The 15729-nt window shown below is 72.8% G+C and carries 10 protein-coding genes; 3 read left to right on the top strand and 7 right to left on the bottom strand.

Annotated features, from left to right (window positions below):
* Nucleotides 1-103 precede the first annotated feature (103 nt).
* Nucleotides 104-2986: a vitamin B12-dependent ribonucleotide reductase gene (locus ACFV61_RS03450; protein WP_380489857.1), complete on the bottom strand. Its 2883-nt coding sequence runs from the start codon at nucleotides 2984-2986 to the stop codon at nucleotides 104-106.
* Nucleotides 2987-3189: 203 nt separating this feature from the next.
* Complete coding sequence (nrdR, locus tag ACFV61_RS03445) at nucleotides 3190-3687, bottom strand: transcriptional regulator NrdR (RefSeq protein WP_063349343.1); 498 nt, start codon at nucleotides 3685-3687, stop codon at nucleotides 3190-3192.
* A gap of 356 nt (nucleotides 3688-4043) precedes the next feature.
* Here nrdR and lexA point away from each other — a divergent pair, with 356 nt between their 5' ends.
* The gene (gene lexA, locus ACFV61_RS03440) at nucleotides 4044-4925 is read left to right on the top strand and encodes a transcriptional repressor LexA (RefSeq protein WP_380336391.1); all 882 of its coding nucleotides are present in this window, start codon (nucleotides 4044-4046) and stop codon (nucleotides 4923-4925) included.
* A 132-nt stretch (nucleotides 4926-5057) separates the two neighbouring features.
* Here lexA and ACFV61_RS03435 read toward each other — a convergent pair whose 3' ends face one another.
* The 5 genes from ACFV61_RS03435 to ACFV61_RS03415 are packed head-to-tail and all read right to left on the bottom strand — an operon-like array spanning nucleotide 5058 to nucleotide 12872.
* Entirely contained in the window at nucleotides 5058-7223 is a 2166-nt protein-coding gene (locus ACFV61_RS03435) for an ATP-dependent DNA helicase (protein WP_380489855.1), read from the bottom strand.
* 12 nt (nucleotides 7224-7235) lie between these two features.
* On the bottom strand, nucleotides 7236-9059 hold the full coding sequence (locus tag ACFV61_RS03430) for an IucA/IucC family protein (protein WP_380489853.1): 1824 nt from the start codon (nucleotides 9057-9059) through the stop codon (nucleotides 7236-7238).
* On the bottom strand, nucleotides 9037-10500 hold the full coding sequence (locus tag ACFV61_RS03425) for a lysine N(6)-hydroxylase/L-ornithine N(5)-oxygenase family protein (protein ID WP_380489851.1): 1464 nt from the start codon (nucleotides 10498-10500) through the stop codon (nucleotides 9037-9039). The genes ACFV61_RS03430 and ACFV61_RS03425 overlap by 23 nt, the downstream gene beginning before the upstream one ends.
* A gap of 9 nt (nucleotides 10501-10509) precedes the next feature.
* Nucleotides 10510-11079: a GNAT family N-acetyltransferase gene (locus ACFV61_RS03420; protein ID WP_380425674.1), complete on the bottom strand. Its 570-nt coding sequence runs from the start codon at nucleotides 11077-11079 to the stop codon at nucleotides 10510-10512.
* Nucleotides 11076-12872 (bottom strand): IucA/IucC family protein, encoded by a 1797-nt coding sequence (locus ACFV61_RS03415; protein WP_380425676.1) that lies wholly within the window; start codon nucleotides 12870-12872, stop codon nucleotides 11076-11078. Before ACFV61_RS03415 ends, ACFV61_RS03420 begins: the two co-directional genes overlap by 4 nt.
* Before the next feature lie 336 nt (nucleotides 12873-13208).
* Between ACFV61_RS03415 and ACFV61_RS03410 the strand changes: the two genes are divergently transcribed.
* Together ACFV61_RS03410 and ACFV61_RS03405 are read left to right on the top strand one after the other, a co-directional pair.
* Nucleotides 13209-14381 (top strand): trypsin-like serine peptidase, encoded by a 1173-nt coding sequence (locus tag ACFV61_RS03410; RefSeq protein ID WP_380489849.1) that lies wholly within the window; start codon nucleotides 13209-13211, stop codon nucleotides 14379-14381.
* 67 nt (nucleotides 14382-14448) lie between these two features.
* Entirely contained in the window at nucleotides 14449-15573 is a 1125-nt protein-coding gene (locus tag ACFV61_RS03405; protein ID WP_380489847.1) for a trypsin-like serine peptidase, read from the top strand.
* The last annotated feature ends 156 nt before the right edge of the window (nucleotides 15574-15729 follow it).

Here is a 15729-nt window from a genome sequence, read left to right as displayed (position 1 = left end):
CCCGCGCCGGCGCCCCCCCCACCCCGCGGGGGGGGCGCGCTCGCGCCCCCCCCCCCCCCCCCCCCTCAGCGGTGGCTCACCCGCGCGGGGTCAGTACCGGCGGTCAGCTGCAGCCGCTGGTGGAGCCGCAGCCCTCGCAGAGGTAGCAGCTGCCGGCGCGGCGCATCTTGGTGCCGCAGGAGAAGCAGAGCGGGGCGTCGGCGTTGAGGCCGAGCTGGATCTCCATCAGCTCCGTGGAGTTGTGAGCCTGCGCCGGGGAGGCCTTGGGGGCCTTGGGCGCCTCGACGGCGGGGGCCGGGGTGGCGACCACCGGGGCCGACTGGGCGAGCGACTCGGTGTCGAGCTCCTCGGACTCCAGCGGCTCGTAGGAACCCGTGTCCAGGTGGCGCTGGCGCTCCTCGACGGAGTGGATGCCGAGCGCCGAGCGGGTCTCGAACGGCAGGAAGTCGAGCGCCAGGCGGCGGAAGATGTAGTCGACGATCGACTGTGCCATCCGCACGTCCGGGTCGTCGGTCAGGCCGGCCGGCTCGAAGCGCATGTTGGTGAACTTCGAGACGTAGGTCTCCAGCGGCACGCCGTACTGCAGGCCGACCGAGACGGCGATGGAGAAGGCGTCCATCATGCCCGCGAGGGTCGAACCCTGCTTGGACATCTTGAGGAAGACCTCGCCGAGGCCGTCGTCCGGGTAGGAGTTGGCGGTCATGTAGCCCTCGGCGCCACCGACCGTGAAGGAGGTGGTGATGCCCGGGCGGCCCTTGGGCAGGCGCTTGCGGACCGGGCGGTACTCGACGACCTTCTGGACCGCGGCGGCCGGAGCCTCCTCGGCCTTGGCCTCGGAGTCCTTCTTCTTCGCCGAGAGCGGCTGGCCGACCTTCGAGTTTTCGCGGTAGATGGCGAGCGCCTTGACGCCCATCTTCCACGCCTCGAAGTAGATCTCCTCGATGTCCTCGATGGTCGCGGAGGCCGGCATGTTCACGGTCTTGGAGATCGCGCCGGAGATCCAGGGCTGGATCGCGGCCATCATCCGGACGTGGCCCATGGCCGAGATGACCCGCTCGCCCATCGCGCAGTCGAAGACCTCGTAGTGCTCGGCCTTGAGGCCCGGGGCGTCCACCACGTTGCCGTGCTCGGCGATGTGGGCGACGACCGCCTCGATCTGCTCGTCCTGGTAGCCGAGGCGCTTGAGGGCGCGCGGGACGGTGCCGTTGACGATCTGCATCGAGCCGCCGCCGACGAGCTTCTTGAACTTGACGAGCGCCAGGTCCGGCTCGACGCCGGTGGTGTCGCAGTCCATCATCAGGCCGATGGTGCCGGTGGGGGCGAGCACCGAGGCCTGGGCGTTGCGGAAACCGTTCTGCGCGCCGATCCGCAGGACGTCCTGCCAGGTGTCGTTGGCCACGGCCCAGACCGGGGCGTCCAGCTCGTCGAGCGAGACGGCGGCGAGCGAGGCGTCCGAGTGCTGCTTCATGACCAGCTGGTGCGGGGCGGCGTTGCGGGCGTAGCCGTCGTACGGGCCGACGACGCCGGCGAGTTCGGCGCCGCGGCGGTAGGCGGTGCCGGTCATCAGCGAGGTGATGGCGCCGGCCAGGGCGCGGCCGCCCTCGCTGTCGTAGGCGTGGCCGGTGGCCATCAGCAGGGCGCCGAGGTTGGCGTAGCCGATGCCGAGCTGGCGGTAGGCGCGGGTGGTCTCGCCGATCTTCTCGGTGGGGAAGTCGGCGAAGCAGATGGAGATGTCCATCGCGGTGATGACCAGCTCGACGACCTTGGCGAAGGTGTCCGCGTCGAAGGAGTCGTCGTCGCGCAGGAACTTCATCAGGTTCAGCGAGGCGAGGTTGCAGCTGGAGTTGTCCAGGTGCATGTACTCGGAGCAGGGGTTGGACGCGTTGATGCGGCCGGACTCCGGGCAGGTGTGCCAGTGGTTGATGGTGGAGTCGTACTGGATTCCCGGGTCGGCGCAGGCCCAGGCGGCCTCGGCCATCTTGCGGAACAGCTTCTTGGCGTCGACGGTCTCGATGACCTCGCCGGTCATCCGGGCGCGCAGGCCGAATTCGGTGCCGTTCTCGACGGCGGTCATGAATTCGTCGGAGACGCGGACGGAGTTGTTGGCGTTCTGGTACTGGACGGAGGTGATGTCGTCGCCGCCGAGGTCCATGTCGAAGCCGGCGTCGCGCAGGGCGCGGATCTTCTCCTCCTCCTTCACCTTGGTCTCGATGAAGGCCTCGACGTCGGGGTGGTCGACGTCGAGCACGACCATCTTGGCCGCGCGGCGGGTGGCGCCACCGGACTTGATGGTGCCGGCGGAGGCGTCGGCGCCGCGCATGAAGGAGACCGGGCCGGAGGCGTTGCCGCCGGAGGACAGCAGTTCCTTCGAGGAGCGGATGCGGGAGAGGTTGAGGCCGGCGCCGGAGCCGCCCTTGAAGATCATGCCCTCTTCCTTGTACCAGTCGAGGATCGACTCCATGGAGTCGTCGACGGACAGGATGAAGCAGGCGCTGACCTGCTGGGGCTGCTTGGTGCCGACGTTGAACCAGACCGGCGAGTTGAAGCTGAACACCTGGTGGAGGAGGGCGTGCGTCAGCTCGTGCTCGAAGATCTCGGCGTCGTCCTTGGTGGCGAAGTAGCCGTGCTTCTCGCCGGCGGCGCGGTAGGTGAGCACCACGCGGTCGATGATCTGCTTGAGGCTCCACTCGCGCTGGGGAGTGCCGACGGCGCCGCGGAAGTACTTGGACGTGACGATGTTGACGGCGTTGACCGACCAGAAGTCGGGGAACTCGACGCCGCGCTGCTCGAAGTTGATGGACCCGTCGCGCCAGTTGGTCATGACGACGTCGCGGCGCTCCCAGCGGACCTCGTCGTACGGGTGCACGCCAGGAGTGGTGTAGATGCGCCCGATCGGCAGACCGCCCTTGGGGGCCTTGCCGCCGCCCTTGGCCGTGGTCTTGTCGGACTTCGACCCGCGTGCGGAACCGCTCGTGGTGTCTGTCACTTCTTCCTCCTCCTGGGCAAACGCCCGAAGTGCCCTGAAAAGTCCGGGCACCGCTGGTTCGTTCTTCCGGTGTGCGGGCAGGCGGAGACCTCGCCTGCTTGCGCACGGTTTGTTGTGTTCTGTGCCCTTTTTTCGGGCATGCGTGGGCCCCGTGGGACCCGTGGTGCAGCAAGGCCCGCCAGGGGGCCGGGTGCCGGCGCCTCCTAGGGCGCGGCGGCGGCGACGGGCACGCAGGTGCCGTCCGCCTCGGGGACGGGCCGTTCGGCGCGGAGTTCCGCGATGGCGGCCTCGAAGTCTTCCAGTCCGTCGTACGCCTGGTACACGCTGGCGAAGCGCAGGAAGGCGACCACGTCGAGTTCCTTGAGCGGGCCGAGTATGGCCAGCCCGACGTCGTGGGTGGTCAGCTCGGCGTTGCCGGTGGCGCGCACGCACTCCTCGACCCGCTGGCCGAGCTGGGCGAGGGCGTCCTCGGTGACCGGGCGGCCCTGACAGGCCTTGCGGACGCCGGTGATGACCTTCTCCCGGGAGAAGGGCTCGGTGACCCCGCTGCGCTTGATGACCATCAGTGCGGCCGTCTCCACGGTGGTGAAGCGGCGGCCGCAGTCCGGGCACTGCCGACGACGGCGGATCGAGCTGCCGTCCTCATTGGTCCGGCTGTCGACAACACGGCTGTCGGAATGCCGGCAGAAGGGGCAGTGCACCTGAGGATCCCTCCCTGGCAGGACGTACGGACCTGTTGAGTCTATGCGATGCGACCCCGGCCTCGGCAAGCTGATCATGCGCCGTAACCACTAGTACTGGGCACGGAGAGGACTGTAACCACTAGATGTAGGTCTCCGGGGGAAGCGACACCCCTGGCGTGTCGGCACCGATTAGACTGCCGAAGTCGAGATCCGATCGAACATTTACTCGATGCACAGTCTCGATGTACAGCAAAGCCTTGATCGAGTCAGCCAACTCTCGAATAATTCACTCGAACGTGTGTTTGGCGCAACCTTTCGATAGGAGGGGCGTTGGGCTGGAAAAGGGGAGAGGACAGCCGTCGAGAGGGGCCGCCGTGAACACCATCGAAAGCAACACCATCCCGGTGCAGGAACACTCCCAGTTCAAGGTGGGGCAGCGCACCACGAATCAGCAGAGCGTGGACATCAGCATGGACCGTAGCGAAGACCAGCGCCTCTCCGGCCCGGCCCTTTCCAGCACGGGCCGCGTTCCCGACCAGCCGATCGAACACTCCCCAGCGATCGACGACGCCCACCAGGCGCCCACCCGCGCGCTGCCCGGCCGCCCCCCCGGCATCCGCACCGACGAGGCCGGTCTCACCGAACGCCAGCGCCGCGTGATCGAGGTCATCCGGGACTCCGTCCAGCGCCGCGGCTACCCGCCGTCCATGCGCGAGATCGGCCAGGCCGTCGGCCTGTCCAGCACCTCCTCGGTCGCCCACCAGCTGATGGCACTGGAACGCAAGGGCTTCCTGCGCCGCGACCCGCACCGCCCGCGCGCCTACGAGGTCCGCGGCGTCGAGGTGGCCCGCCCGAACACCGCCGAGACGGCCGGCCGGCCGTCCACCTCGTACGTGCCGCTGGTCGGCCGGATCGCCGCCGGCGGCCCGATCCTGGCCGAGCAGACGGTCGAGGACGTCTTCCCGCTGCCCCGCCAGCTGGTCGGCGAGGGCGAGCTGTTCGCGCTCACCGTGCGCGGCGACTCGATGATCGAGGCGGCCATCTGCGACGGCGACTGGGTCACCGTGCGCCGCCAGCCGGTCGCCGAGAACGGCGACATCGTGGCCGCGATGATCGACGGCGAGGCCACGGTCAAGCGGCTCAAGCGCGAGGACGGCCGGATCTGGCTGATGCCGCACAACCCGGCGTACGAGCCGATCAACGGCGACAACGCGACCATCCTGGGCAAGGTCGTCGCGGTCCTGCGCCGCCTCTGACGCCTCGCGCGCACCCAGCGGGAAGGGGCTCCACCGCGTGGTCGCGGGGAGCCCCTCCGGCGTCTCCGGGGGCTTCCGGGCCCCGCCTCGGCCCCCAGGGGGGCTGGACGGAGCCCCGGATCACGGCACCGCTCAGCCCCGCTTCACCACCGGCTTGACCGGCGGCGCCGAGGCGTCGATCGCCGCCAGCGAGCGGCGCACCTGGTTGCGGTCCGTGGTGTACCAGAACTCCGGCATCGAGGAGCGGAAGAAGCTCCCGTACCGCTTGGTCTCCACCCGCGGGTCGAGCACCGCGACCACGCCCCGGTCCTCGGCCGCGCGCACCAGCCGGCCGGCGCCCTGCGCCATCAGCAGCGCCGCGTGCGTCGCCGCGACGGCCATGAAGCCGTTCCCGCCGCGCTGTTCGACGTCCTTCTGGCGGGCGCTCATCAGCGGGTCGTCCGGCCGGGGGAACGGGATGCGGTCCATCACGACCAGCTGGCAGGCCGAGCCGGGTACGTCCACGCCCTGCCAGAGCGAGAGCGTGCCGAACAGGCAGGTGGACGCGTCCGAGGCGAACTCCCGGATCAACTCGCCCAGGGTGTCCTCCCCCTGGAGCAGGATCCGGTTGTCCAGCCGCTCCCGCAGCGCCTCGGCGGCCGTCTGGGCGCCGCGCATCGAGGAGAACAGGCCCAGCGTGCGCCCGCCGGCCGCGCCGATCAGCTCCGCCAACTCGTCCAGCATGTCGGGCCGTTCGGGATCTCGGCCGGGATCGGCGAGGTGCCGGGCGACGTACAGGATGCCCTGCTTGGGGTACTTGAACGGCGAGCCGACGTCGATGCCGCGCCAGTGCGGCACCGCGTCCTCGCCGAAGCCGGAACCGGAACCGGACCCGGACCCGGACCCGGACGAAGGATTGTCCCCGGGGGTGCGCTGGTCCGGCAGCCGGGAGTCCGAGGGCAGGCCGACGGAGGCGGCGACGCCGTTGAAGTCCCCGCCGAGCTTGAGGGTGGCCGAGGTGAGCACCACCGAGCGCTCCTTGTAGAGGCCCTCGCGCAGCAGCCCGGAGACGCTGAGCGGCGCGACCCGCAGCGAGCCGGTGCCCATGCCGAAGCGGTCGCTGCGCTCGATCCAGACCACGTCGTACTCGGAGTCCTCCAGCAGCCGCTCGGCGGTCTCGTGCAGCGACTCGGCGGAGGCCATCGCCTGCTTGCGGACGGCGTCCTCGTCGCTGAGCCCCTTGTCGCGGGTCTCGCCGAGCGAGCTGATCACCTGGCGGGCGGCGTCCCGGATCGAGGTGACCGCGTACGCCAGGTACTCGGGCAGTTCCTCGACCCGGCCGGGCTGGGCGGTCTCCATCAGGCCGTGGTAGTTCTCGGCGGCGGCCTGCAAGGCGTCCACGGCCTTCTCGTTGGCGAGCCGGGCGGCGCGCTTGACCGCCCGGTTGACCGCGCCGACGGTCAGCTCGGCGGTGGCCGCGCCGGTGACCCGGTTGACCAGTTCGTGCGCCTCGTCGACGATCAGCAGCCCGTGCTCGGGCAGCACCGGCGCGCCCTCGATCGCGTCGATCGCGAGCATCGCGTGGTTGGTGACCACGACGTCGGCCAGCTTGGCCCGCTCCCGGGCCTTCTCGGCGAAGCACTCCTGCCCGTACGCGCAGCGGGTGGCGCCCAGGCACTCCTTGGAGGTGACCGCCAGCTGGGCCCAGGCCTTGTCGGAGACGCCGGGGCTGAGGTCGTCCCGGTCCCCGGTGTCGCTCTCGTCGGCCCACTCGCGCAGCCGCAGCACGTCCTGCCCGAGCTTGCTGGCGGGCCCGCCGAGCGCCTCGGCCGCGTCGAACAGGCCCTCGCCCTCGTCGCTCGGGGTGCCCTCGTTGGCCCGGTGCAGGCACAGGTAGTTGGAGCGGCCCTTGAGCATCGCGAACAGCGGGCGGCGGCGCAGCACCGGGTGCAGCGCCTCGACCGTGCGCGGCAAGTCCCGTTCGACGAGCTGGCGTTGCAGCGCCAGGGTGGCGGTGGCGACCACCACGCGGTCCCCGTGGGCGAGCGCGGGCACCAGGTAGGCGAGGGACTTCCCGGTGCCGGTGCCGGCCTGGACGAGCAGGTGCTCGGCGTTGTCGACGGCGTCGGCGACGGCCTCGGCCATCCGGAGCTGACCGGGGCGCTCGACGCCGCCGACGGCCGCCACCGCGGCGTGCAGCAGGTCGGGGATGCGGGAGCGCGGAACGGCGACGGCTTCCTCGACGTCGGCGGCGGCGCCGCCGTCCTCGCCAGGGAGCTCGGTCTCGCCGGGGAGCTGGGTTTCGGAGTCGTTCGTCATGACCCTCCCAGCCTACGGGGCTGGGGTGACAATCCGGCTCCGTCGCCCGGGAAGATCCGCCTCCAGGGTCACCAGGGCGTTGGGGACGGTCCCGTACCGGGCGGCGTGCGGGCGGTGCGGGCGGTCCTGGTAGCCGTCGAGCAGCAGCCGGTTGCGGTTGAGGCAGAGCCGGTCGATCCGCGGCCGGAACAGGTCGAACAGCTCGAAGCGCTCGCCCAGGCCGGGGAAGCGGTCCTGGTAGCGGCGGATCTCGGCCCGCAGCAGGGCCCAGAACTCGGCCTCGGGCAGCCCGGTCTGCGCCTCCAGCAGTGGGGCGAGGTAGCGCAGGACGCCGATGAACAGCCCGGAGTGGAGGAACTGGCAGAGCCCCTGCGGGCCGTCCCGCAGCAGGACGTCGTCGACCTCGGCGGGCAGGTCGCGCAGTTCGGGCAGGTCCTGGTCGCTGAGGTTGACGTCGTCGACGAAGTCCTTGACCGCGAGCCGGGTCGGCGCGTCGTGCTCGTCGAAGACGACGATGGCGTTCTCCCCGTGCGGGGAGAAGACCAGCCCGTACCGGTAGAGGAAGTGCAGCAGCGGCGGCAGCACGGCGCCGAACAGCCGGCCGGTCCAGGCGGCGGGGGTGAGCCCGGAGCGGGCGATCAGTTCGGCGGCGAGCGCCCGGCCGTCGGAGCCGGTCTGCAGCAGGGCGGCCAGGGTGCGGGCGCGTTCGCCGCTGGCCAGGAAGGGGCCGAGCGGTTCGCGCCAGATCGCGCCGAGGAGTTCCTTGTACTGGTAGGGCGCCTCGGGCAGCTCACGGTAGAGCGGGTGGTCGACGGTGACGGAGGCGATCTCGCCGAGCAGGATCACCCGGCACTCGTCGCGCAGGTAGGAGTCGGCGTCGCGCAGACCGTGGATCCAGGCGGTGACGGCGGGCGCGGCGAGGGTGCGTTCGGTGGGCAGGCCGCGCCAGACCAGGGTGTTGAGGACGGACAACGGCAGTTTGACGGTGCAGCGCTCGGGGTGGGCGGTGTTGAAGAAGGAGCGGATGGACTGCTGGGGCAGCCGTGGGTCGCCGTCGGAGGGCAGCGGGACGATCTCGCCGGAGGCGATCCAGGGCGCGAACAGCGGGACGATCGTCTCGTCCCACTGCCAGGGGTGGACGGGCAGCAGCAGGTAGTCGGCGGCGGCCGGGCCGAGGGCGGCGCGCAGCGCGTCCGGGTCGTCGAGTTCGCGGGCGTACAGCTGCTCGGGCCGCTCCAGGCCGGGCACGCCGCGGTACTCGGCGAGCCGGCGGTGGACGGCGATCCAGGGCAGCGGGCGCGGGGTGCGGGCCTCCGGGGCCCAGCGGGCGGCGTCGGTGGCGGAGAAGCCGATCCGGCCCTTGTTGGGGACGATCCAGGGGTGGCCGTCCTGGCGGCCCTCCAGGGCGGGGTGGTCGAGGTCGGCGAGTTCGGCGGCGGTGAGCGCGGTGGCGAGCTGGTGCGCGTCGGCGGTCAGGGTGGCGGTGAGTTCGCGGATCAGGTGGCCGGTGGTCTCGCCGCGCAGGCCGAGGGCGTGCCGGGCGTGCGGGAGGAAGCGCAGCGGGTCGAGGCCGTCCGGGTCGGAGCAGCGGACCGACTCCGGGTCGACCCGCCAGCTTCCGTACGCGCCGCGGCGGGCGGTGAAGCGGTACTCGGCCTCGGGCAGCCAGAGCAGGTACTCGCCGTCGGAGGCGGCGCGGACGGGGGTGAGCAGTTCCTCGTAGGCGAACTCGCCGAGCATCTTGGCCAGCAGGGCGCGCCCGGCCCGCCGCCAGTGCCCGGCGGTCAGGTGCGGGGGCAGGTACAACGGCGGTTCAGCGGCCGACGGTTGCGGCACGGGTCAGCTCCTGGGGACGGGGGATGGCAGGGGTGCTCTCGGTGGGGGTGCCCTCGGCGGCGGGGGTGCCCTCGGCAACAGCCGCGGCGGCGCCCGCGGCAGCGCCCGCAGCGGCGGGGGCGGTCCGGGGCGGCGCGAAGCCGGTCCAGGCGGTGCGGGCGGGCAGCCGGTGGACGGTCCGGCCGGTGACGGCGTTGAGGATGACGGCGGCCCGGTGGGCGCCGAGCCCCAGGTCGGGGGCGCCGACGCCGTGGGTGTGCAGTTCGGCGTTCTGGACGTAGAGGCCGCCGGTGAGTTCGGGCCGGGTGGCGACCCGGTGGTCGAGGTCGACCCGGTAGCGCCCGTCCCCGTCCCAGTCGATCAGCCGGGCGAGCGGTTCGAGCGCGGCCGGGCGGGCGGCCCGGTAGCCGGTGGCGAGCACCACGGCGTCGGTGCGCAGGACGTGTTCGACGCCGGAGTCGCCGTGCCGGCAGTGCAGTTCGAGGCCGCCGCAGGGGCCGGGGCGGGCTTCGGTGACGGCGGTGCCGGGGGTGATGTCGACCGGGGCGGTGTCGATCGGGCGGCCGATGGTGCGTTCGTAGAGGTGGTCGTGGATCTCGGCGAGGGTTTCGGCGCTGGCGGCCTTGTGCAGTTGCCACTGGGCGGCGACCAGCGCGTCCCGGACGGGTTCGGGCAGGCTGTGGAAGTAGCGGGTGTAGTCGGGGGTGAAGTGCTCCAGGCCGAGCTTGGAGTACTCCATCGGCGCGAGCGCCCTGGTCCGGGTGAGCCAGCGCAGCCGGACGCCGTCGCCGTCGTGGCGCCGGAGCAGGTCGAGGAAGACCTCGGCGCCGGACTGCCCGCTGCCGACCACGGTGATGTCCCGGGCGCCGGCGAGGTCGCCGCGGCGGTCCAGGTAGTCGGCGGAGTGGAAGGCGCGCGGGTGGCCGTCGAGGGCGGTGAAGGCCTCGGGCAGGACGGGCCGGGTGCCGACGCCGAGGGCGAGGTTGCGGGCGTGCACCTCGGTCCGCCGCCCGGTCGCGGTGTCGGTCAGCTCGGCCCGGAAGTGCGGGGCTTCCCAGTGCAGGGCGGTGACCTCGGTGCCGAAGCGGCAGTTGGCGAGCCGTTCGGCGGCCCACCGGCAGTAGTGGTCGTACTCGCGGCGGGGCAGTTGGAAGCGCTCGGCGAAGTAGAACGGGAAGAGCCGGTCCTGGTCGCGCAGGTAGTTGAGGAAGGACCAGGGGTTGGTCGGGTCGACGAGGGAGACCAGGTCGGCGAGGAACGGCACCTGCATCCGGGCCCCGTCCACCAGCATGCCGGGGTGCCAGCGGAACTCCGGGCGCTGGTCGCAGAAGAGCGTGCGCAGGCCGGGGACGGGCGCGGCGAGCGCGGCGAGCGAGAGGTTGAAGGGGCCGATGCCGACGCCGAGCAGGTCGTACGGCGGCTGGGGTGCTGGGGTGTCCACGGGGGTGTCCTAGGCGACGAAGGGGACGCGGGCACGGACCATCAGGGCGGCGCGCTTGTCGGGCAGGTCGAGTTCGGTGTCCAGCCGGAATCCGGCCCGTTCGAAGGCCCGGACGGAGCGCCGGTTGCGGACGTCCGGCTCGGCGACGACCCGTTCGCAGCGGGGCCGTCGCCGCAGGATCCGCTCGGCGAGGGCGGCCAGCAGGACGGCGCCGAGGCCCCGGCCGCGGCTCTCGGCGGGGCCGATCAGGAGGTGGACGCCGGTGTCGTGCGGCCGGGCCGGGTAGTGCCGGGCGAGCGGGTCGAGGTCGGCGCGGTAGACCTCCCAGTAACTCGTCGCGGCGCCGTCGAGCAGGCCGAGGCAGGGCACGCTGCGGCCGTCACCGTCGAGTTGGGCCCGGAGGTGCCGTTCGGTGGCGTCGGGCGGCCCGGCGAGCCGCCAGAACGCGGCGATCTCGGGGTCGTTCATCCACCCGGCGAGCAGGTCCAGGTCGGTGGGCAGCCGGACCGGGCTGAGCCGGAACTCGCCGGCCGGGGTGGGGATCGCGCCCCATCCCGCCGGGTCGTCGAGCAGGCTCATGCGCCCGCCAGCGGGTTGGGGATGTCCACGTAGACGGACTGGGAGGCGACCGGGCCGACCAGTTCGTCCAGGCCGTTGATCCGGGTGAGCAGGTTGGCCTTGCAGGGCAGGGTGGGCGCGTCGAGCAGCAGCCCGGGCAGCGCCGATCCGGTGGCGGCGGCCCGCGGGCCGGCCAGGAAGCGGCGCAGCCCGGCCAGCAGCACGGTCTCGTCGGCGAGCCCCTGACTGCCGAAGGCGCCGACCAGACCGAGGACGTGGTTGATGCCGAGGTAGTAGGCGAAGTGGTGGTCGATCACCTCGTCGGGCAGGAAGGTGTCGCTGTGCTCGCCGAGCCCGGGCAGCCGCGCGGTGAGCCGGTCGGCGGCGCTCTCCCGGTAGTAGTAGCCCTGGTTGTCTCGGTAGCGGCCGCCGCTGGGCCAGCCGTCGGCGTCGAGCAGGACGAGGCTGTTCTGCTGGTGCGCCTCCAGGGCGATGCCGGCCGTGCCGTCCAGCCAGAGGACGGGCAGTACGACGGCGTCCAGATAGCGCAGGAACCATTCGGCGGCGACGGTCCGCAGCGGGCGGCCGCAGCGGACGGCGAGCGCCCGCAGGGTGTCGCCGAGCCGGGACGGCACGGTGTCGCCGGTGCCGAGCGGCTGTTCGGCGACCAGCCCGGCGACGCACAGCGCGCGGTCGGCGGGGGCGAAGGGCTGGGCGCGCAGCACGGTGTCCAGGCCGCCCGGGTCGCCGAGGGCGGGGTGGTCGACGCCGATCCAGGCCGGGTCGCGGACGATGTCGAAGCCGGGGTGGGCGCGGTGCCATTCGGCGGCCAGGCCGCTCTCCAGCAGCCGGTGCACCTCCAGGCCGCGGTGGAGTTCCTTGCGCAGGTTCTCCCGGCGGGAGTTGGTGATCCGCAGGCCGAGCGAGAGCTTGAGCATCCAGGGGGCGCCGGGGCGGTAGACGGTGCGCACCGAGGAGGTGGGGTACCAGGGTTCGCCGGCCGGGCCGAGGTCGTGCAGCAGCCCGTCGGCGAGCAGGGCGGCGACGGCCGGGCGGTGGGCGAGTTCGCGGGCCTGCCAGGGGTGCAGCGGCAGGGCGGCGGTGCCGGGCGGCAGGGCGGCGTGGTCGCCGAGCAGGTCCGCGGTGATCCGGTCGGCGCTGTCGGTGAGGGCGGAGCCGGCGGCGAGCAGGTCGCGGTGGACCGCGTACCAGTGGAGTTGGAAGGAGCCGTGCAGTTCGGGCGAGTAGGCGGCACTCTGGGCCGGGCCGAGGCCGTCGCGGCTCTTCGGGGTGGGGTGCAGCGGGTGGCCGAGCAGCAGGGACTGTTCGGCGGCGAGGAAGTGCGAGCGTTCGGGGCCGCCGGCGGGGGCGGTGGTGCGGCGGTGGGCGAGGATGTCGGCGGTGCGGACGACCGAGTCGGCGACCCGGGCGGCGAGGTCGGCGACCTGCCCGGGGTCGGGGCGGTCGGCGGCCGCGGCGGCGAGCAGCGCGGCGGTGGTGACGGCGTCCACGGGGGCGTCGGCGGTGCCCTCCCCGGCGGAGAGGACGGCGGGGCCGAACCGGTGCCAGCCGCCGGGCGACCAGTAGCGGACGGGGGCGGAGAGCCGGGCGGCGCCGCCGAGGACGGCGATCCGCAGCCGGCCGTCGGGGCCGGGGCGGGCGCCGGTCTCGCGCGTCCAGCAGCGCAGCAGGGCTTCCAGGGCGGCCTGTTCGGCGGCGACGGCGGGGTCCGGGTGCAGCAGCGGATCGGGCTCGGCCGGCCGGTCCGCGTGCAGCAGCGGGGCGGGCGGGGCTCCGGTGAGGGCGGTGCTCAAGGCTGCTCCTTGGGGCGCGTGGGGGTGCGGACGCGCGCGGGTGGTGGAGAGGATCGGCGGGCGCTCGCACCGTCGCGTCAGGTAAGGGTTACCTATCCCTGACGGGTGATCACAAGGTCGGCTCACTCGTCCGGGTGAAGATCGGGGATTGTCCGCGTCCGGCGCGCGGGGCCCTGCTGGGTCGCCGGGCCGATCGTGGCCACGTCACGGATCGGTGACCTCCGGTCAGGGCCGCAACCCGGGGGGCGGCCGCCGCCGTCCTGGTGACCGGTGGAAGACTCCACAGCGGCGAGTCGCCGCACGACAGCCCGATCGAGCACAGGGGGAAGCGCACACATGCCATCGATCCACCGGTCAGCCATGGCCGTCGCCCTCGTCACGGGGACGCTGCTCGCGGCGAGCGCCTGCGGGCCGGACGGTCCGGCGGGCGACGGGGGCGGCAGCGCCGCGCCGCCGCCCGCGTCCAGCACCGCCGCCCCGGGGGGCGGCGTGATCGGCGGGATCACCCTCCCGTCGGGCATCCCGACCAGCCTGCTGGAGGGCCTGCCGAAGTCCTGGGACGACCTGAAGAAGTGGAAGTTCGAGGACTGGGACTCGTGGGCGTCCAAGCACGTCTTCAACAACCCGGTGGTGAAGGACTTCTGGAACCCGGACAAGATGGGCGACTCCAAGCCCGCCGATCCGGCCCCGCCCACCGCCAAGCCGGCCGCCGACAACGGCGTGACGGACCCGGACCCGCCGGTGGTCAAGGCCGTGCCGGTGCCCCGCCCGTACACCAAGCAGCCGTCCGGGAAGGTGTTCTTCAGCGCCCAGGGCGGCCGGGGCAACTGCTCGGCGACGGTGATCACCGACCCGCAGCACCCGGGCAAGAGCAATCTGGTCTGGACGGCCGGCCACTGCGTGCACGCGGGCAAGGGCGGCGACTTCTTCAAGGACCTGGTCTTCGTGCCCGCCTACAACAACTCGGGCGCCTCCAGCGGCGGCAAGAAGGCCCCGCTGTCCGAACTGGCCCCGCTGGGCACCTGGTGGGCCGACCTGGTCACCACCTCGCCGCAGTGGATGGTCGAGGGCGGCGGCACCGGTGACGCCGCGAACCAGTACGACTTCGCCGTCATACGGGTACACAACCAGAACGACTCCGGCAAGTCGCTGGAGGAGACGGTCGGTTCGGCCGTCCCGGTCTGGTTCGACGCCCCGCGCGACAAGATGTCCGTCGCGGCGGTCGGCTACCCGCTCTACAAGCCGTTCGACGGCCAGGAGCTGTACAAGTGCGACGGCGGCAAGCCGACCCGGCTGTCGTTCGACGCCAAGCGCCCGTCGATGCTCACCATCGGCTGCAACATGACCCAGGGCTCCAGCGGCGGCGGCTGGTTCGCCACCATGCCGGACGGGAAGACCGCCCTGGTCAGCAACACGTCCATCGGCACCGAGGACCACACCTCGCTGAGCGGCCCGTACCTGGAGACGGTCGCCAAGCAGGCACTGGACTGGATATCCAAGAAGCCGTAGGCCCTTTCCGGTCGGACCGGACCAAGCCGTACGGGCGGCGGAGGCCGCCCCCGGGGGACGATGCAGCATGCCGAAGCACACCGGCCGCGGACCGCGGCGCCGATCCGGACCGACCGGCGCCGCGGTGCTCGCCGTGCTCGCGCTCGCCGCGACCGCCTGCGGGCCGGACGACTCCGGCGCCACGGCGGCCGCGCCGCCGCCCGCCCTCCCCACATCGGCCCCCACCAGCCTGGGCGACCTGACGGGCTGGAAGGTGGAGGACTGGGCCCGGTTCGTCTCCGGCAGCGGCTTCGCCAACGAGGTGGCCCCGGGCTTCTGGTCGACCACCCGGATGGCCGCCGCCAAGGGGCGGGCCACCCCGGAGTACCCGCTCACCGCCGCACCGGACGACGGCCGGCCGGACGCCCCGCCCGCAGCCGTCGCGGCCACGCCGCAGCCGCACCCGTACGGCCCGGCCACCGCCGTGGTCGGACGGCTCTTCGTCACCACGCCCCAGGGCGACGCGGCCTGCTCCGCGACGGTGGTCTCCGACCCGGCCAACCCGGGCCGCAGCAACCTCGTCTACACCGCCGCGCACTGCCTGCACGACGGCAAGGGCGGCGGCTGGCTGCGGAACATCACCTTCGTGCCCGGTTTCAACCGGGACGGCCAGGCGGCCCGCGGCAAACCGCTCACCGAGCAGCAGGCCGCCCCGTACGGCCGGTGGGCGGCGGTGCGCGCGCTGGTGTCGCCGACCTGGCTCGGGGAGGGCGGCGTCGGCGCCCATCACCAGTACGACTACGGGATCATCCGGGTGCGCGGCGAGGGCGGCTCCGGCGCGTCGCTGGAGGAGGCGGTCGGCGGCTCGGTCCCGGTCTGGTTCAACGCCCCGCGCGAGCAGATCGGCTCGGCGGCCGCCTACGGCTACCCGACCGATCGGCCGTTCGACGGCCTGGAGCTCTCCCGCTGCGAGCCCCCGGTCCCACCGACCAGGCTCTCCCCCGACCGAAGCCGCCCGCCGATGTACGTCACCGGCTGCACCGTGACCGGCGGCTCCAGCGGCGGCGGCTGGTTCATCACCAAGGACGGCAAGCCCAACCTGATCAGCGTCACCGCGATCGGCAGCCGCAACCCGCCCGGGTACCTGGCCGGCCCCTCGCTGCAGGACCAGGCGAAGCAGGCCTTCGACTACTTCGCCAAGAACGTGAAGTAGCCCGCACGCCCACACGGCCGCACGCCCGCACGCCCACACGCCCGGACGAACCCCCGGGCGGACCCCGGAACGGACGCCCCGGCACTCCGGACGGGCACGCGAAGGGCCCCCGGACGCTCGCGCGATGCCCAGCGGCATCACGGTCACGTCCGGGGG

The organism is Kitasatospora sp. NPDC059817 (assembly GCF_042731835.1).
GTDB lineage: Bacteria > Actinomycetota > Actinomycetes > Streptomycetales > Streptomycetaceae > Kitasatospora.
This window is presented reverse-complemented; position numbering and strand designations above follow the sequence as displayed.

What these genes read in the sequence shown, in the direction of transcription:
- ACFV61_RS03420 (WP_380425674.1), bottom strand. Translation starts at nt 11,079, where the DNA reads ATGAGCCTGCTCGACGACCCGGCGGGATGGGGCGCGATCCCCACCCCG.
- ACFV61_RS03410 (WP_380489849.1), top strand. Translation starts at nt 13,209, where the DNA reads ATGCCATCGATCCACCGGTCAGCCATGGCCGTCGCCCTCGTCACGGGG.
- ACFV61_RS03405 (WP_380489847.1), top strand. Translation starts at nt 14,449, where the DNA reads ATGCCGAAGCACACCGGCCGCGGACCGCGGCGCCGATCCGGACCGACC.
- ACFV61_RS03435 (WP_380489855.1), bottom strand. Translation starts at nt 7,223, where the DNA reads ATGACGAACGACTCCGAAACCCAGCTCCCCGGCGAGACCGAGCTCCCT.